Annotated in this window: 11 protein-coding genes; 7 read left to right on the plus strand and 4 right to left on the minus strand. The window is 72.4% G+C overall.

Features of this window, described 5'->3' with window-relative positions; all coding sequences use genetic code 11:
- Window positions 1-289: 289 nt before the first annotated feature.
- Window positions 290-568 carry a GlsB/YeaQ/YmgE family stress response membrane protein gene (locus ACQEVC_RS26875; RefSeq protein ID WP_432882657.1) on the minus strand — a complete coding sequence of 93 codons (279 nt, stop codon included), beginning with the start codon at window positions 566-568 and terminating at the stop codon, window positions 290-292.
- A gap of 329 nt (window positions 569-897) precedes the next feature.
- Between ACQEVC_RS26875 and ACQEVC_RS26880 the strand changes: the two genes are divergently transcribed.
- Together ACQEVC_RS26880 and ACQEVC_RS26885 are read left to right on the plus strand one after the other, a co-directional pair.
- Window positions 898-1,221 carry an STAS domain-containing protein gene (locus ACQEVC_RS26880; protein WP_346261793.1) on the plus strand — a complete coding sequence of 108 codons (324 nt, stop codon included), beginning with the start codon at window positions 898-900 and terminating at the stop codon, window positions 1,219-1,221.
- A 67-nt stretch (window positions 1,222-1,288) separates the two neighbouring features.
- Window positions 1,289-3,991 (plus strand): hypothetical protein, encoded by a 2,703-nt coding sequence (locus ACQEVC_RS26885; protein WP_432882660.1) that lies wholly within the window; start codon window positions 1,289-1,291, stop codon window positions 3,989-3,991.
- 48 nt (window positions 3,992-4,039) lie between these two features.
- Here ACQEVC_RS26885 and ACQEVC_RS26890 read toward each other — a convergent pair whose 3' ends face one another.
- Window positions 4,040-4,357, minus strand: coding sequence for a hypothetical protein (locus ACQEVC_RS26890; protein ID WP_432882662.1), 318 nt, complete (start codon window positions 4,355-4,357; stop codon window positions 4,040-4,042).
- A gap of 350 nt (window positions 4,358-4,707) precedes the next feature.
- Here ACQEVC_RS26890 and ACQEVC_RS26895 point away from each other — a divergent pair, with 350 nt between their 5' ends.
- Complete coding sequence (locus ACQEVC_RS26895; protein WP_432882664.1) at window positions 4,708-8,112, plus strand: galactose-binding domain-containing protein; 3,405 nt, start codon at window positions 4,708-4,710, stop codon at window positions 8,110-8,112.
- Between the two features lie 334 nt (window positions 8,113-8,446).
- Here the strand turns inward: ACQEVC_RS26895 and ACQEVC_RS26900 are convergent, their stop codons facing one another.
- Window positions 8,447-9,175, minus strand: coding sequence for a class I SAM-dependent methyltransferase (locus tag ACQEVC_RS26900; protein ID WP_432882667.1), 729 nt, complete (start codon window positions 9,173-9,175; stop codon window positions 8,447-8,449).
- 168 nt (window positions 9,176-9,343) lie between these two features.
- Between ACQEVC_RS26900 and ACQEVC_RS26905 the strand changes: the two genes are divergently transcribed.
- Window positions 9,344-9,853 (plus strand): mycothiol transferase, encoded by a 510-nt coding sequence (locus ACQEVC_RS26905; RefSeq protein ID WP_432882670.1) that lies wholly within the window; start codon window positions 9,344-9,346, stop codon window positions 9,851-9,853.
- A gap of 153 nt (window positions 9,854-10,006) precedes the next feature.
- Here ACQEVC_RS26905 and ACQEVC_RS26910 read toward each other — a convergent pair whose 3' ends face one another.
- The gene (locus ACQEVC_RS26910; RefSeq protein ID WP_432882672.1) at window positions 10,007-12,322 is read right to left on the minus strand and encodes an ATP-binding protein; all 2,316 of its coding nucleotides are present in this window, start codon (window positions 12,320-12,322) and stop codon (window positions 10,007-10,009) included.
- Window positions 12,323-12,513: 191 nt separating this feature from the next.
- Here ACQEVC_RS26910 and ACQEVC_RS26915 point away from each other — a divergent pair, with 191 nt between their 5' ends.
- From ACQEVC_RS26915 to ACQEVC_RS26925, 3 genes are all read left to right on the plus strand, one after another.
- Entirely contained in the window at window positions 12,514-13,206 is a 693-nt protein-coding gene (locus ACQEVC_RS26915; RefSeq protein WP_432882674.1) for a hypothetical protein, read from the plus strand.
- A 73-nt stretch (window positions 13,207-13,279) separates the two neighbouring features.
- Complete coding sequence (locus ACQEVC_RS26920) at window positions 13,280-15,310, plus strand: hypothetical protein (protein ID WP_432882677.1); 2,031 nt, start codon at window positions 13,280-13,282, stop codon at window positions 15,308-15,310.
- A 4-nt stretch (window positions 15,311-15,314) separates the two neighbouring features.
- Complete coding sequence (locus ACQEVC_RS26925; RefSeq protein WP_432882678.1) at window positions 15,315-18,335, plus strand: ATP-binding protein; 3,021 nt, start codon at window positions 15,315-15,317, stop codon at window positions 18,333-18,335.
- The last annotated feature ends 6 nt before the right edge of the window (window positions 18,336-18,341 follow it).

Raw genomic sequence — 18,341 nt, forward strand, 5'->3', positions numbered from 1 at the left:
ACCGCACCTCGGCGGGTACGGCGACGGTCGGGCGATTTGGCGTCGGCCGATCGGCGGTCAACGGGGCGTGGTACGGCGCCTGGTGGCGGCCCGGCCGTCGTCGGTGACCGCGCCCGGATCTCGTGGCCGGGGAGGTCGCCGACGTGGCCCGGGCCGGACCGCCGTAGCTCAACGGGATGCTGACCAGGTGGCGTGCACTACTGAACCCTTTTCAACCTGAACCGCGCGGCGCTCACACACCGCGTCCGGCCTCGCGTTCCGCCGTACCGCAAGGGGAGGTTGAAAAGGTTCACTGGGTGGAGGTCGCCGGATTGCCGGGCGACTTGCGGTTGCCGAGCAGGTACGCCAGCCCCACGCCGGCGATCGCCAGCACGATCTGCAGGGTGATCTCCTTCCATCCGTACTGTCGGTCGTCGCCGAAGATCAGTGCGAGTACGGCGGCCACCAGCGCGCCGGCCACGGCGAGCGCGGGCGCCAGCCAGATGGCGTTGGCCTGACGGCCTTTCAGCGCGAACCCGCCGATGAGGCCGATGAGGACGCCGATGATGACGGCGAAGAGGAAGTTCATGTGGGTACTGCCTCTTTCTTCTCTCGAAGGGACGGATGCCCCAAGAGGATCCTCAGGTTCTCAACGGACGTCAATATGTAGACGGGCGGCGAGCCACCCGTCGCCCCGGACGCCTTTCCCGGAGGTCGGCGGTCGCGGTCGCCACCGCGACTCGGGACACCGCCGGTACCCCCGGCGGCCAGGAGCAGCCCGTAGCCGGCGGCCACGAGAACACCTGGCGACACGTCGCGATATCGAAATAGGCGCAATCCTTGCACCGTTCTCGACACCTGCTTTTCGGCTTCATAGGGTGGGCGATCACACAGTCTGTGGTGAAGAAGGGCGGTCCAGTGCCCAACACCCTGGTGGAGGTGTCGACGGTCGGGGACGGCACCCTCGTCGTGCAGCCGCACGGGCCGGTCGGGATCGACTGCGCCGCCGAACTGCGGCACATTCTCGTGCGTGCGGTCCGCAAGATCCGGCCGTGGCGTGTGATGGTGGACCTGTCCGACGTGTCGGCCCTGGACCCGATCGGAGTCGGCACGCTCGCCGCCGCCTGCCATGTCGGTGACGACGACAACGTCATCGTTTCCTTCTGTACCGGATCCGCGGTCATAGCCAGCCGGCTCGCCGCCGCCGGGGTCCCTCCGCAACGACTCCGGCAGACCCGGTGACATCCGCCCGGAAGAGTTGGTCGACTCGCTGCCCGCGACGTTGCGCGCATGGGATAGAAACAGTCACATGCACAGATTCCTGATCTCGGCCGCGCTCGCCCTGGCACTGGTGACGGGGGCGGCCGGGCCGGCGACGGCCGTTCCCCCCGGAAGCCCTTCGCCGCGGCCGGCGGCCTTGGGCTGGTCGGTGACCGACGGCAAGCTGACGTGGCGCTCGGAGAGCCGGGTGCCGATCGGCGACGCCGCCGTGGAGTTCTGGTCGGGCGACAAGCGGCTCGGCCGGGCCCGCCCCCACCCGGACGGTCGCACCTTCAGCCTCGGGCTCAGCGGATCCGTCCGGTTCGGCGAACTGACGGTGCGGGCCGGCGGCAGGCGGATCGACCAGGCCGCGACGCCCAGCCCCCGGCGCTCCGCGCCGGTCGCCGCCGTGCCGGCCCCACAGCCGGCCGGCGCCGTCGATCCCGGCGTCGCCGGGCCGTACCGGTCCGTCACCGGAGAATACGACCTGCCCGCCGTCAAGCTGCCCGACTTCCCGGAGAAGGTCGAGATGCGCGCCGTCGTGGTCGCCCCGCAGGGCGCGCCCGGCAACCGGCCGCTTGCCCTGTTCCTGCACGGCCGACACACCTTCTGCTATCGAGGAGCCGAGGAGGTGCCCCAGGAGTGGCCGTGCCCGGCCGGCACCGACCCGATCCCGAGCCACCGGGGCTACCTACAGGCCCAGCGGCTGCTTGCCTCGCAGGGCTACCTGACCGTCTCCATCTCGGCCAACGGTGTCAACGGACAGGACTGGGACGCCGAGGACGGCGGCGCGCAGGCACGCTCCTCGCTCGTCCGGCTGCACCTGGCGAACTGGGCCGACTGGGCGGGTGCCGGACGCGTCGGCGCCCCGGCGATCGTCCGCGCCGCGCCGCGCGCCGACCTGTCCCGGGTGTTCCTGATGGGCCACTCCCGCGGCGGCGAGGGCGTCAGCCGCGCGGCGATGGACTCGCTCACCCCGCCGCCCGCCGCACAGGACGGCTACCACGGCAAAGTCCGCTGGAGCGTACGCGGACTGCTGCTCATCGGTCCCACCATCTTCGGCCACGACCCGGTGCCGAGCGTCCCGTCGGTGACCATCCTGCCCGGCTGCGACGGTGACGTCTCCGACCTGCAGGGCCAGATGTTCGTGGACGAGACCCGGGACGTCGGCGACAGCCGGGCGCTGCGCAGCGCGCTGTACGTGGTCGGCGCCAACCACAACTTCTTCAACACCGAGTGGACGCCCGGGCAGTCGGTGGCACCGTCCATCGACGACTTCCGTGCGGTTGGCGAGCCCGACCCGGTCTGTTCGCCCGGCGCTGGGACCCGGCTCACCGCCACGCAGCAGCAGACCGTCGGCGCGACCTACATCGCCGCCGCCGCGCGGCTGTTCGTCGCTGGCGACGACCGGGTCCGACCGCTGCTCGACGGCACCGGCGTGCGGGCGCCCTCGGCCGACCCGGCCCGGGTGCTCAGCCACGCGCTCGGTGCCAACCGTACCCGGCTGCTCACCCCGGACCCGTCGATGACGGTGTCCGGCGGCGCGCGGATCTGCGACCAGGTAACCGACGACGCCGAGCGTTCATGTATCCCCCCGGAGGACCGGAACGCCCTCCGGGCGCACTTCGTGCCGTTCCTCTGGACCGTCCCCGAGCCCGACCGGTACGCGGCAGCGCTGAACTGGTCCGCCGCCGGCAGCCCGATCCGGCTGGCTCCGGCCCGCCCGGTCACCGTCGCCGGTGCCCGCGACCTGGCGCTGCGCGTGATCGTCCCACCGAACACGACCGGTACCCGGCTCGACGTCACCGTCGTCGGCACGGACGGCCGCCGCAGCAGGCTGGGCGAGGTCCGGATCGACGGTCTGCCCGGCACCGACAACACGACCTCGTACTGGGGTCAGGAGGTGCGGGTGCCGCTCAAGGACGCACCCGCGAGGCTGGCCGCCATCGAACTCACCCCGCGCGGTGGGCCGGGCCGGGCCTGGCTGCTCGACGCGTGGGGCTGGAAGCCGGGTACACCCCAGGCGCGCCCGGAACGCCTGCCACGGCTCGACATCGGCACCCTGCGGGTCGCCGAGGGCGACTCCGGCACGAAGACGTACGAGATCCCGGTAACCGTCACCGGAGACGGCGGCGGCGTGGTGCGGCTGTTCCAGTCCGACGACACGACGTTCACGAGCCGTTCCTGGCTGGTCACCGTCCAGCCCGGGCAGCGCACCATCCGGGTGCCGATCGACGTCACCGGTGACTCGGTGTGGAACTACACCGAGAATCAGACCCTGGCCGCCAAGGCGGAGCGGGGCTTCGTGATCGGTAGCTACTACGGCGGAATCTCGACCGTCAACGACGACCCGGAGCCGACGCTCTCCATCGAGTCCGCTTCCGCCCGCGCCGCCGAGGGCGAGACGCTGACCTGGCGCTTCTCCTCGTCGGCGCCGACCGAGACGGGCATTTTCGGGTACGCCCTGCCGCAGGCTCCGGCCAGCGGCGTGGAACTGTCCACCACGGACGTCGACCCGGACTGGTTCACCCTGGGCTCGCTGGAACCGGTGCAGCCGTCACGCCCGCTGTCGCAGACCTGGCTGGCGCCGTACCTGTTCATCGACCCGGCCGCGGCCACCGGCGAGATCACCGTACCGACGATCACCGACTCGGTGGCCGAACCGGACGAGTTCGTCGAGCTGCATTTCGTCGACATGCCGGAAGGGCCGGTACCGAGCACGGTATTGACCGGTGTGGTGACCGACGGCTGACCCGATGGGTCCGGGCCGTACCGCAGGGCACGGCCCGGACCTTCTCTGTTACGCCTGGATGGCGCAGCGCGGTTCGCAGGTGCCCAGGAACAGCGTCGTCCAGCTCGCGGCGGCGCTGGTCACCGGTGCCATCTCCCGGGTCAGCCGGCCGGTGTCCAGGTCGAGGACCTGCACCGCGTTGTCCCGGAAGACCGGTACGGCGTCCCGGGTGAGCTGGATCCTCCGCCACTGGTGCGACCCGGACGACGCCTCCCGCTGCCAGCGCGATTTTCCGCTGTGCCGGTCGAGGACGGCAATCCCGCCCGGCTCGGTCACCACCACGCTCCGGTCGCCGCAGAGCGTGGCGCCGCTCCGGGAGGCCTTCACGAACCCGACGAGACACGATCCCGATCCGGGACCGCCGGGTGTGCGGAGCCCCGGGCCCGGGCGGCCTGTCCGGTACGTTTCGCGCTTTCGTCGAACTATCGGAAAGTTAGAGCTGTCACGACGAAACATCTAGACATCCAAACGTAACGATCGTAGGGTTTGCCTCGCCAGGCAGCGGCGTGCCCGGTCAGCTCAGGACGTACGAGGTTTCCCGTCGGCCATCAGGGTGCGCGCCGCCGAGCGGTCGGCCGTGCCGTGACGGTGCGGCGTCGTCCCGCTCACCCCTGGGAGGAAACGTGTTCCTACCATCCCGACGAGCGCGCACATCGATTCTGGGCACGGTCGCCACCGTGCTCGCCGTCGCGGCCGTCTGCCTGCCGGCCGGCGGTGCCACGGCCGCGCCGCCGCCACAGGAGCCCGGTGTCACGCTGCGGGTCTTCGACCTTCAGGTGCCGCTGAACAACCTCTGCACCCTCAAGGCCGCGCAGACCCCGAACGTCGACAAGCTCATGCCGGTGGTCGACTGGACCAGCGCGGCCGACTTCGGTTTCGAGAACTACTTCCTGGCCCAGGTCCTCGGCAACATCAACATCGCCCAGGCCGGCAGCTACACCTTCCGGCTGCTCAGCGACGACGGGTCGCGACTGCTGATCGACGACGCTGTCGTCGTCGACCACGACGGACTGCACGGACCGGATCCGAAGGACGGCACGGTCGACCTCACGACCGGCTACCACTCGCTGCGGATCGAGCACTTCGAGCGCGAAGGCGGCCAGCAGCTGACGCTGCAGTGGCGCACACCCGGCTCGACGTCGTTCGTGACCGTGCCCAACTCGGTGCTGAGCACCGACGCCGGGGTCGTCCGGGTGACCGCGCCCGGCCGCAAGGAGTGCGAGGCCAGCGGTGACTCGCCCGGCGACGGGCTGCCGCTGGACGCCGTACACCCCGGCTTCACGCTGACGAACCTGCGGCCCAGTGGCTTCGAGCCGCAGGTCACCGGTTTCGACTGGCTTCCGGACGGGCGCCTCGCGGTGCTCACCTGGGGAGGTTCGCTGACCACCGCCGGCGAGGTCTGGCTGCTGGGCAACGTCACCGGCAACACCAGCCCGGCCCAGGTGACCCGGACCCGGGTGGCCAGCGGGCTCCAGGAGCCGATGGGCATCAAGTACGTCGACGGCAAGCTCTACGTGTCGGAGAAGCACCGGCTCACGGAGCTGAACGACACCAACGGCGACGGGGTGACCGACAACTATCGCACCGTGGCCACCTGGCCGTTCGGCCAGAACTTCCACGAGTTCGGGTTCGGGCTGCTCTACGCCGACGGGTTCTTCTACCTGAACCTCTCGGTGTCGATCAACTACGGCGGCGCCACCACGAACCCGCAGCCGGCGGGTAACCGGGGCACCACCATCAAGGTGAACCGGACGACCGGCGCGGTGTCGTACATCGCGGGCGGGCTGCGTACCCCGCACGGCATCGGCTGGGGGCCGGAGAACGGGCTCTTCGTCACCGACAACCAGGGCGGCTACCAGCCGGCGTCCAAGCTGCTGCACATCAAGCAGGACCGGTTCTTCAACCACTACCTCAACCCGGCCGGGCCGTTCGACAACAACCCGGTGACCCAGCCGGTCATCTGGTTCCCGCAGAACGAGATCGGCAACTCGCCGAGTACGCCGGTGATGATGACCCAGGGGCCCTTCGCCGGGCAGATGGCGATCGGCGACGTGACGTACGGCGGCCTCCAGCGGGCGTACCTGGAGAAGGTCAACGGGGAGTACCAGGGCGCACTGTTCCGGATGACCCAGGGTCTTGAGGCCGGTGTCTCCGAGGTCAGCGTCGGCCCGGACGGTGCTCTCTACACCGGCGGGCTGCACGGCGGCGGGAACTGGGGGCAGGAGGGCAAGCTCAGCTACGGCCTGCAGAAGATCACCCCGAATGCCAGCGCCAACTTCGACATGCTCGCGATGCGGGCCCGGCCGAACGGGTTCGAGATCGAGTACACCAAGCCGCTCTCGGCGGCGACCGCGACCGCGCTGGCCTCGAAGTACCGGGTCAAGCAGTGGCGGTACGTCCCGACCGCCGCCTACGGCGGGCCGAAGGTGGACGAGGAGACGCTGTCGGTCTCCTCGGCGACGCTGTCGGCGGACGGCAAGAAGGTCACCCTGGTCGTCAACGGGCTCAAGGCCGGCCGGGTGGTCCACGTCCGCTCGCCCCGGCCGTTCAGCGCGAGCGACGGCCAGGCGCTGTGGAGCACCGAGGTCTGGTACACCCTCAACGCCATCCCCGGCCAGGTGCCGCCGGTCAACCTCGCCCTGGGCAAGCCGGCCACGGCCGACAGTTCCTGCTCGGCGATCGAGGGCCCGGCGAAGGCCGTCAACGGGACCACCACCTCGGGGAACCTCGACAAGTGGTGCTCGTCGGGATCCAGCAGGTGGTTGCAGGTCGATCTCGGCTCGGCCCAGAGCGTGAACCGGGTCGTCGTCGCGCACGCCGGTGCCGGCGGTGAGGCCGCCGCCTGGAACACCCGCGACTTCGCCGTCCAGGTCAGCACCAACGGCACCGCCTGGACCACGGTGGCGAACGTCGCCGCGAACACCGCCAACACCACCACGCACACCTTCGCGGCGACCCAGGCCCGGTACGTCCGCCTCGCCATCACCACCCCGAGCAGCGACGGCAACACCGCGGCCCGGATCTACGAGTTCGAGGTGTACGGCGGTGCCGCCCCGACATCGGGCAACCTCGCCCTGGGGCGGCCGGCGACCGCGGACAGTTCCTGCTCCGGCACCGAGGGACCGTCGCAGGCGGTCAACGGCAGCGTGACCGGCGGCAACAGCGACAAGTGGTGCTCTCTCGGCGCCACCAAGTGGCTGCAGGTCGACCTCGGCACCACCCAGACGGTGCACCGGTTCGTGGTCCGGCACGCGGGCGCCGGTGGCGAGAACGCCGCCTGGAACACCCGCGACTTCGCCGTCCAGGTCAGCACCAACGGCACCGCCTGGACCACGGTCGCGAACGTCACCGGCAACACCGCGAACGTCACCACCCACGACGTCCCGGCCAGCCAGGCCAGGTACGCCCGACTGGCCGTGACCGCGCCGACCAGTACCACCGACAACGCGGCCCGGATCTACGAGTTCGAGGCGTACGGACCCGGTGCGGACACCGGCCGGATCACGCTCTTCGACGGGACCAACATGAACAACTTCCAGCAGGCCAACGGGGCCAACCCGACCTGGCCGCTGGGCAACGGCGGCGTGGAGGTGCTCGGCGGCGACATCCGGAGCCGGCAGAGCTTCGGCGACTTCAGGCTGCACATTGAGTTCTGGCTGCCGAACCTGCCGGCGGACGTCACCGGGCAGGCCCGGGCGAACAGCGGCATCTACCTGCAGGACCGGTACGAGTTGCAGGTGCTCGACTCGTACGGCGACACCACCCCGGCCAGCAACGAGTGCGGCGCCATCTACGAGAAGCTGGCGCCGAGGGTGAACGCCGCGACCGCGCCGCAGACCTGGCAGACGTACGACGTGACGTTCCGCGCCGCCCGGTTCGACGCCTCCGGGGCCAAGACGGAGAACGCCCGGGTCACCGTCGTGTGGAACGGCGTCACCGTGCACGACAACGCCGAGATCACCGGGCCGACCGGCGGCGGAGCGCCGGAGGGGCCGTCGGTGGGCCCGATCCGCCTCCAGGACCACGGCGATCCCGGCCCCAACCTGTTCTACCGGAACATCTGGGTCGAGCCGCTCAGTTAGCCGGCGTCCGGTACACCGCCCGTCGTGCGCGGGCGGGCGGTGCACCGGCGGCGGACGTGCGAACGGTCGTCTCCGGGGACACCGACGCGTCGAAGATCGGCCTGGTCAACCACGTTCGTCAACCGCGGCGACGACTCGTTCGATGCCGGGCCGGTGGCGAACGACGAGGTTCACTGATGAAAGCTCTCGCGACCGCTGTCGCCACTCCGAATCGGGAAGGCAATACAGACCGGCCGTCACGACGCCGAACCTCGTCGGCACCGCCGCCAAGGCTCGATCGGAGAAGCCGATGGCCAGCAACGGCGATGCCGGCTGGTGCGCCGGTAAGACGGTCTCAGGCCACGGGCAGGTCGGCGGCACGCCAGAGGCCGAGTGTTTTGTCGGCGTAGGCGCCGCCGGCCTCCGTACAGCCCTCGACGATCACGCAGAGTGGCTCGGGCAGGCAGAACGGCGGCAGCTGGAAGTTGAGCGGGCGCCAGTCGCCGGTAGCCGCGTCGGCGTTGGTGTCGATCTCGACGAACGTGGTCATCAGCACGTACTCGGCGCCGCTGGCCTTGATGTTGGCCAACACCCGCCGAATCTGGTCGTACGTCAGGTGTACCAGGCAGTCGCGGCACAGGACCAGGTCGGCCCGGGGCAGGCGATCGCGGCTCAGATCGAGCAGTTCGAAACGCCGGTGCTCGTCGGCGTATCGAGCGTTGTTGCGGTCGACGATATCCGCGACGATGTCGGCGCCGATGTAGCGGTCGAGCGTGCTCAGGTCGACGTGTCGCATCCAGCCAAAGTCGCCGCAGGGTGCATCGAGCATCACCTTCACGCCGAGCCGTCGCAGCAGCGCGGGGATCTCCGCGCGGAGCACCGCCGTGGCGCCCAGTTCGGAGCCCTCGCCCGAGGTGGATTCCGAGCTTCCCCACAGGTTCGTGCGGTGGATGTAGGTGAAAATCTCGTCCTGTAGCCGGCCGGTCAGATCGGCGGCGCGCTCGTGGTAGCGCAGGCTGGCGAGCACCGGCGGGCGCTCGGCGGCCGGGGGAAGGGGCCGGCGCGGACGGTCCTGGTCGCTCATGACGCCATTGTTCACGCTCCTGAGAACTGGGTATCGGCGGCGGCAGGCTGGCCCCAGCCGGCCATTCAGCCGGTAGCGGCGGCGTGGCTGAGGGTGTCGACGAGCACGACGGCCGCATGCGTGGTTGAGTGGGACGAGAGGGCCCGCCACGCGAAGGGAGCCGAAGACGTGAACGGTGCGCAGCTGCTCGGTGACGGGTTCGGCCGGGTACGCGACGAGCTGCGGGCGACGGTCGAAGGGCTGACCACGGAGCAGCTCGTGTACCGCCCCACGCCGGAGGCCAACTCGATCGGTTGGCTGGTCTGGCACCTGACCCGGATCCAGGACGACCACGTCGCCGACGTCGCCGGTACGGAGCAGGTCTGGACGGCGGCCGGCTGGTCCGACGAGTTCGGGCTGCCGTTCGACGTGTCGGCGACCGGCTTTCGACACAGCAGCGCCGACGTCGCGGCGGTACGGGTCCGGCCGGAGCAGTTGCTCGGCTACTACGACGCGGTGCACGACCGGACCGTCGAGTTCCTCTCCGGACTCACCGACGACGACTTCGACCGGATCGTCGACCCCTCGTGGGATCCGCCGGTGAGCCTCGGCGTCCGCCTGGTCAGCGTGCTCACCGACGACCTGGAGCACCTCGGGCAGGCGGCCTACGTACGCGGCATGCTGCCGGTGGCGACGTGATCTCCGGCCAGGAGGTGGTGAAGGCCAGAGCCGTCGACGACGTGGTGCTGCGTATCCTGCTCGCCCCGCTGTCGGGGCAAGGCGAGGGCGACCACCCTCCAGGTGCTCAGCGACCGGACTGGCGATGGAGTTCGCGCCGAGTCGGGCGGCCGATTACCCGGGCCAGCCTCCGCCGGCTCCGGTGAGCGCCGCCAGATCGTCCAGCGCGCGCCGGCTCGCCGCCTCGTGGCGTCGGTCGCCGAGGGCGCCGAACGCCGCAGCGGCTTGGTCGAGCAGATTTGCCGCGTCGTGGAGCCGGCCGATCCCGCGTACGGCGATCGCCAGCTCGTGCCGGGCGTACGCGGCGCCCCAGCCGTCGTCCACCTCGGTGAAGAGGCGGATGGCCGCGTGGTGCTGGTCGATGGCGTCGACGGTTCGGCCGGTGTGGGTCAGCGCCCGGCCGAGGCCCACCCGGGTCATGGCCTCGCTGCCGGTGCTGCCGAGGGCCTGGAAGATGCGCAGCGCGCGGCCGTACTCCCGCAGAGCCTGCGCCGAACCATCCGCCCGGATGAGCACGTGGCCCAGATGGTTGAGGGCGGCCGCCTCCTCCCACCAGTCGCCGTACTCGTGGGCCAGCGCGACAGCCCGGCGCAGTACGGTGGCGGCCCGGGCGTACCGGCCCAGTTCGGACAGTGCCATCCCCATCCGATCCAGTGCCCACGCCTCCTCGACGGTGCCGGCGCCGCGCGCTACCCGGACCGCCTCGCCGGCGCAGCGCAGTGCCGCGGCCGGCCGTCGTAGCTGGTACCAGGCGAGCGCCAGCGCGTTCAGGGCCGCCGCTGTCGGAACGGCGGCGCCCTGTCGGCGGGCCAGGCCGAGCGCTGTGCGGGCCAGTTCTCGCAGGTCGCGCCAGTGACAGCGCAGGTCGTAGAACCACGGCAGCAGCGAGACCAGCGGATGGACGAGATCGGCGCGGTTCAGCGCGGCGGCCCGCCGTACGCCACCGAGAATCGCCGCACGTTCGGCCTCGAGCCACTGGATCGCCTGCTGCTGGCTGGCGTGGTTGGCGTGGTTGACGGTGCGCCGCCGTCCGTTCGGCGGGGCGCCGCCGTCCGTCTCGTCCAGGGCGAGCCGGGCGGCCATCTCCGCCGTCGTGCCGAGCAGCCAGCCGAGCAGGTCCTCCTCCGCGCCTCGACGCTGGTCTGGCCCTTCCTCGGCGATCAGGCGCTCCCGGGCGTAGAGCGCCAGCAGGTCGTGGATCCGGTACCGGCCGGGCGCCGTGCCGGGCTGGACCATGCCCGCCTGCTCGACGCTGTGCAGCAGCCTCTCGGCCACCGAGGGCACCGTGCGGGTCAGGGCAGCGGCGGCCGGGATGGTGCACTCCGGTACGGGCAGCAGGGCGAGCCGGCGGAAGAGCCGGCGGGCGTCGGCCGGCAGGATTCGGTACGACATGTCAAAGGTGCTCCGCACCGCGCGGTCGCCGCCGGCCAGCCAGTCCAGGCGTTGGTGCCGGTCGGCCAGCGCCTCGGCGCAGTCGCGGAGTCGCCACCCGGACCAGGCGGCCAGGCGCCGGCCGGTGATCCGGGTGGCCAGGGGTAGTCCGGCGCAGTGCCGGGCGATCTCCGTGGCGGCGGCGGGCTCGGCAGCGATCCGGGCAGCACCGACGATCTCGCCGAGCAGCGCTGTGGCGTCCTGTTCGGACAATGGTCCGACGGGATGGTGCAGCGTGCCGTCCAGGCCCATCAGCGGGTTGCGACTGGTCACGATGACCAGAACCTCGGCGGAGCCGGGCAGCAGCGGCCGGACCTGGGCCTCGGTCGCGGCGTTGTCGACCAGGACGAGCATCCGGCGGCCGGCCAGCAGCGACCGGTACCAGCCGGCCAGCTCGGCATCGCCGTTGCGCGCCACCGCGTCCGCGACCCCGAGTGCGCGTAGCCACTGCCCGAGGGCGACGGCCGGCGCGACCGGCCGTTCGTCCGCTCCGCGCAGGTCGACGAAGAGCTGCCCGTCCGGGAAGCCCGGGGCGAGCAGGTGCGCCAGGTGCACCGCGAGACTGGTCTTGCCCACGCCCGGCGGTCCGGAGACCACCAGTACGGCCGGCGTCCGCGCGGCGGCGGCCGACAGCACTGCCAGGTCGTCGGCGCGGCCCACGAAGTCGGCCAGGTCTGCGGGAAGCTGGGCGGGGCGGGGACCGGCCGGCGGAGACTCGACCGGACCGGCCGGGGCGGCGTCGGTCGCTGACTCGCCGTCGGCCCTGGCCGCGAGCGCCTCCTGCCACTTCCGGCGCAGTGTCGCGGCGTGTTCCGGGAAGACCCGCTCGTACCGGTACAGCAGGTCCTCCGGCGGCAGGCGCCGGCCGTGCTCGTAATCGGAGAGTGCGCTGTGCGCGCGCAGGCCCAGCCGGCGGGCGAGTACCCGCAGCGACAGGCCGGCGAGCCGGCGGCAGCGGCGTAGTGCCGTGCCCAGCTCGGCGTACGGGGCTTCGGTCATCACCAGTTCCAGCGGAGGCGACGGTGGCGCGGATTCGGCGCGGTGAGTCGGATGTGCTGGAAGCGTTCCGCAATCGGTCTGCAGAACGCAAGTCGACCGCGATGGTTGCTTGACTGTGCACCGTGCCACCGGTCAATCGGGTGTCGTGGAGGGGGTAGAGCTTGGTAGGGCAGCCGTTTCCGTCCTCGCCCGTGGTGCGGCCGGCCTCCGGCGCGGGGGAGATCCGGTCCGGCTACCTCCACCTGAAGTTTCCTTCCGTGGACCTGGCGGCGGTGCTGGGCCTGGTCGACGTGGCGCTCGGTGAGCAGGGCTGGCTGCCGGGCGAGGCGCCGAACCGCGGTGTCCGGGCCGGGGACGGCCGGCGGTCGTACCACCGGAGCTGGCGGCATCCGACGGCGCCGGTCTGGCTGGCGCGGGCGGCCATCGCGTTCCACCCGGTGGCCGTGACCATCGGCCGCGAGCGGATCGGGCCCCCGTTCTCGCCGGGCCGCCGGCTGCTCCGTGGCACGCTGCTGTACCTGGTACGCCGGGCCAGGAGCCTCGGCGGGGTACCGCTGTCCGACGGGGCGCTGCCGCAGTTCCACGCGGATGCCCAGCGCCGGGTCGTCCAGGCGACCGCGATCGCGTTCGAACTCGAACAGTTGACGTTCGCGCTGCGACACCGCAGGTGCCCGCGCTGTGCCCGCTGGGGCGAGCCACGGCAGCGCTGGTGCTGGGCCTGCCAGTACGAGTTCACCGGCGAGGAGGACCACGTGGCCGATGCCGCCGCGGCCGCCGCGCGGCAGCGCCTCGACTGGCTCCGTGCACAGCGACTCGACGAGCCCGCCGGTCGACCGCCGGCCGCGCCACCGCTGTCCGCGCTCGGCCTGGGCGGGCCGGAATGACCGAGCAGAGCGACGGCGTCAGCCAGCTCAGCCCGACAGGCCAGGCCGCCGACGAGCGACGCGAGGAGGGGTCGTGACCGAAGCGCGGTGGGGAGCCGGCATGGGAGCCCGGACGCTGTCCACCACGGTGCCGGTCGGGGCGGCCGCGATCCGGCGGGCGGGGGAGCTGCCCGCCCGGATCTTCGCCTCGGCGGAGCGGTGGGGCTGGGAGTTCCGGCCGCCGGGTCCGGTGGCGGTGCCACCCGACCTGCCCCAGCCCGTCTGCCACCTGCCGCCGCCGGCCTGGGCCACCGACGCGGCCCGGGCCCGTGGCCGCGCGAGCACGCTGCGGGTACTGCTCGGACTGGCGATCGGCGTACTGGCCATCTCGTACGTGGTCGCCGGGTTCTACACCTTCGGCAGGGTGTCCGGGGCGCTCAGCGTGCCGGACGTGCCGGAGCCGGAGAAGACCCGCCTGGAGCAGGCGGCGGCGGACCGCTATTTCGAGGCGCATCCGTTTGCCGACGAGCCGTTGCACTACCTGTCCATGGGGCCCGACGTGGTGCTGGGCCTGCTGCTGGCCGGCGTGCTGCTGTGGGTGGTGGTCGGGCCACTCGCCCGGTCACGCGCCGCGGCCGGGCACCGGGACTGGCTCGGCGCGGTCCGCGACTCGCTGGACCGGTACGAGGCGGAGGCCGGGCCCTGGGCGGCCCGCCGACGGGCGGCCCGGGAGGAGGCGGAGGACCAGATCAATGGAATGCCGTTCTGGTTTCCGCTGGGTCCGCACGACGACGGCCGGGTCGACGTGTACGGGGGCACCACGCGCGGCTGGTGCTGCCTGCTGCTCACGATGGGCGCCTCCCTGGTCGGGGCGGGCGCCCGGCTGAGCCTGCTGGACCTGACCAGGGAGGGGGTCGGTCAGCCGCTGGTCCTGCTCGCCGAGGCGCACGGCCGGTCGGTACGGCGGCTGAACCTGCCGGCCGACGCCCGGAGCCTCAACCTGCTGGCCGGACTGGAGGGCCGCGAGGTCGCCGAGTTGCTCGTCATGGCCGCGCACGCGGCGGAGCCGGTCGCGTCCCCGGAGCGGCACACCCTGGACATGCGGGTGGTGGGCCAGGTGTGCGACATCCTCGCACCGGAGCTGACGATCGCCCGGGTCTGCGCCGGGCTGCGTACGCTGCTGCGCCAGGAGCCGTTTCCCGGCCCAGGCTCGGTGCTGACGGTCGACGAGTACGAGCGCCTGCACGAGGCGTTCGGCGAGGTGTCCCGGAAGACTCTTGAGGATCGCATCGGCGCCATCGAGGCACGCCTGCACCCGCTGCTGCGCTTCGGTGCCCACGCCGGTGAGCCGGTGCTCGACGGCACTGTCGAGATCTCCGTCGTGGAGGTGGACGAGGCGGCCGGCGATCTCGCGGCCGAGCTGCTCGCCCCGTTGCTGCTCAACGTCGCAGCCGCACACGCGCAGCACGGAACGGGCGGTGCCGGCGGTCGCCGGGCACTGGTCGTCGCCGGCGCGGACCTCGTCCCGCGCGCCCAACTCGAACGCCTGGACCGCATCGCGCGACGCCGTGACATCCGGCTGGTCTATCTCTTCCGGCACGTGCGGCAGGACGCCGAACAGTTGCTCGGCAGCGGCGGACCGGTGGTCCTCATGCGGGTGGGCAACGCCAAGGAGGCCGAGGCGGCGACGACCTTCATCGGGCGCGAGCACCGGTTCGTCGTCAGCCAGCTCACCATCGCCGCCGGCACCGGCACCAGCGAGTCCACCAGCACCACCCGTACGCACGGCACGTCCCGTTCCGAGACGAGGTCGGACAGCCGTACGTTCGGCGCCGGCCACGGCAGCCGCACGTCCGGCCGGAGCGTCACCGAGGGCACCTCGGAGAGTACGTCCCACGGCACGTCGGACGGGACGAGCATGTCGTTCAACGAGTCGGTCGGGCGGCAGCGCAACTATCAGCTCACCGTCGAACCGCGCCAGCTACAGACCCTGCCGGAAACCGCGCTGTTCGTCGTCGACCCGGAACGACGAGAGGGGCCACGGGCCCGGCTCGGCGACTGCAACCCGTGGATCGTCACCGCCGGCCGGGTACAGGACGAGCCGCGCCGTTCGTTGGCCGGGTGACCCGGTGTCCGGCGGAATCCCGCTCCTGGACGAGGGGCGACCCGTACACCGGCTGGTCGCGATCCAGGCCACCCCGGACGTTCCCGAACAGGACCGGGAACCGGCGGGGGCACGAGCCACACTGCTGCCGGCACTGGGCCAGGCGCACGCCTTCGGGTCCACCGTCCTACATGCCTGGGTGCGTCCGGTTCCGGGGGCGCCGATCGAGGTGCTGACCGGCGGCTTCGCGGCGGTCGGCGCGGCCGGCCCGTACCGGAGCACGCTGTATCCGCTGGGCGGGCTGGTGGCGCCGCTCGCCGACGGTGCCGCCGGTCGCACGCTGCGCTCCCTGCCGGCCTGGGTGCGTTGCGCGGGCGGGGTGGACACGCTGGCCGCCCCCGCGACCGGGCAGCGCCGCTCGCCGGGTGCGTTCGTCTTCGAGGACTGCGTGACGCAGCTCGTGGACACCCCGTTCGCCTGGTTCGTCGTCGCCGAGCCGGTTGCCGACGAACACGCCCGGAACAGGCTGCGCGAGCTGGCGTACGCGATTCCGCGGCTGCGTGACCGCCAGGGCGTCTCGGAGACCGGCCGGATGGAGCTGGAGCAGGCCGAGGCGCGCTATCGCGAGCTGGCCCGGGCCGAGCCGGCCGGGCTGTGGGACGTACACGTGCTCGTCGGGGCCACCGACAGTGTCCGCGCCCGCGGCGTGGCGGCCCTGCTCTGCCGGGCGGCGGCCACCGCCCCACTGCCGTACGCCCTGCGCCCGCTGCCGGAGGTGGCCGACGGGCTGGACGGGGCGTGGGCCGCACCCGGCCGGGTGACAGCACTGCACGCGCCGTTCGCCGCGCCGGCCGAGGTGGTCGCGGCGGTGGCCCGCCCGCCGCACCGGGAGCTTCCGGGGGTACGGATCGTCCGGCCGAACACCTTCGACGTCACGCCGGAGACCGTCCCGTCCGAAGCCGTCGTCGCGCCGGGGACCGTCCCGTCCGGGACCGGCACGGCGGCCGGCTCCGTCCCGCCCGGGACCGGCGCGGCGGCCGGGTCACTGGTGCTCGGCACGGTGCTGGACCGGGCGCTGCTGCCGGCCGGTGAGTTCCGGGTCGGCACCGGGACTCTCAACCGGCACACGTTCGTCTGCGGCGCGACCGGCGCCGGCAAGTCCCAGACGGTACGCGCGTTGCTGGAGTCGCTGCACGGTGCGGGCGTGCCGTGGCTGGTGATCGAGCCGGCCAAGGCCGAGTACGCCGGAATGGCCGGGCGGCTGCCTCCGGACGCCCGCGTGCTGGTCATCCGGCCCGGTGAGGTGGACGTCGCGCCGGCCTCACTCAACCCGCTCGAACCGGAGCCGGGCTTCCCCATGCAGACGCACATCGACCTGGTACGGGCTCTCTTCCTTGCCGCGTTCGAGGCCAACGAGCCGTTTCCACAGGTGCTCAGCCAGGCGATCGTGCGCTGCTACGAGGAACTGGGTTGGGAACTGCCGCTCAGCGAACCCCGGGACCAGTCCGTCCGGCCCCGTTACCCCACCCTCGGCGACCTCCAGCGCGCCGCCCGGGAGGTCGTCACCCGGATCGGCTACAGCGACCGGATCGCCGCCGACGTACGCGGCTTCGTCGACGTACGGCTCGGCAGCCTGCGCCTCGGCACGCCCGGCCAGTTCTTCGAGGGCGGCCACCCGTTGGACCTTGCGGACCTGTTGCGCCGCAACGTCGTGCTGGAACTGGAGGACATCGGCGACGACCAGGACAAGGCGTTCTTCATCGGTACGGTGCTGATCCGGATCGTCGAGCATCTGCGGGTACGCGCGGCCAGGGACGGCGCCCCGCGCGGCCTGCGCCACGTCACGGTGATCGAGGAGGCGCACCGGCTGCTCAAGCGAGTACCCGAGGGGAGCACCGCCGGGCACGCCGTGGAGCTGTTCGCCGGCCTGCTCGCCGAGATCCGCGCGTACGGCGAGGGCATCGTGGTCGCGGAGCAGATCCCCGCGAAGATCCTGCCGGACGTCGTGAAGAACACCGCCCTGAAGGTGGTGCACCGGCTGCCCGCCGCCGACGACCGGCTCGCCGTCGGTGCCACCATGAACCTGGACCCGGAGCAGTCGCAGTACGTCGTGACGCTGCCGCCCGGCCGGGCCGCCGTCTTCGCCGACGGCATGGATCGTCCGGTCCTGGTCGGGATCCCGTTGGGCGAAGAGCGGGAGGACACCTCGGCCGCCACCCGCCGGGTCGCGATCGCCCGGCCGGCGTTCGCCGGCTGCCCGGTGTCCTGCCGCGCGGAGCCCTGCACCCTGCGGCGGATGGTCACGGCCGCCGGGCTGGTCCGGGACGAGCCGAGGCTGGTGCTCTGGGCCGAGGTGCTGACCGCCGCCCACGTCGTCGGCGAGGCGGAACCGGTGCCGGACGCCCGATGGCTGGCCTCGGTGCGCGGTCGCGCCGACGAGGCGACGCTGGTCTGCGCTACGGCCCAACTCGCCCACGAGGCGGTCCAGGTGCGATACCAGGTCCTCGCGTCGGCGTACCAGCCGGAGGCGCTCGCCGGCCACCTGGCCGACCGGCTGCGCGGTTGGCTGCTCGGCCCGGCCGCCGAGGACTCCCGGTGCGCCGGCGAGACGCACTGGCAGGCGGGCGCCTTCCGCTGGGTGGACGTGGGTTGGGCGCTGCGGCGGGCCGGGCGACAGGACGGCCCGCACGCCGACACCGGCCAGTGGCGGCGGCGCGGCCTGGATCTGCCCGGTACCACCCCTGCCGAGCAGTTGGCACAGCTCCACGCCCGTCCGGAGAGCCGGCTGCCCGGGTGGACCGGGGTGGGTGGCACGTCCCGCCCGGCCCGCTGGGCCGTCGCGGTCGACCGGCTGAGCGACGAGCCGGACCCGCGCCGCCGCCTGCGGCAGGCGGCTGGCTTCCTCGCCCTGCAACGGCCCTGGCTGGTCGGCCGGTTCCTGCCACCGGCGCCCGGCACCGCCGGCCAGCCGGCGGGGCGGGCCGGGACGCCCCGGGCGGAGACCGGATCGGCGCCGGCGGACGCTCCGGCGGCCGGTGACGAGTAGGAGGAC

Source organism: Plantactinospora sp. CA-294935, from assembly GCF_050936445.1.
Lineage (GTDB): Bacteria > Actinomycetota > Actinomycetes > Mycobacteriales > Micromonosporaceae > Plantactinospora.

What these genes read in the sequence shown, in the direction of transcription:
- ACQEVC_RS26875 (WP_432882657.1), bottom strand. Translation starts at nt 568, where the DNA reads ATGAACTTCCTCTTCGCCGTCATCATCGGCGTCCTCATCGGCCTCATC.
- ACQEVC_RS26885 (WP_432882660.1), top strand. Translation starts at nt 1,289, where the DNA reads ATGCACAGATTCCTGATCTCGGCCGCGCTCGCCCTGGCACTGGTGACG.
- ACQEVC_RS26900 (WP_432882667.1), bottom strand. Translation starts at nt 9,175, where the DNA reads ATGAGCGACCAGGACCGTCCGCGCCGGCCCCTTCCCCCGGCCGCCGAG.
- ACQEVC_RS26910 (WP_432882672.1), bottom strand. Translation starts at nt 12,322, where the DNA reads ATGACCGAAGCCCCGTACGCCGAGCTGGGCACGGCACTACGCCGCTGC.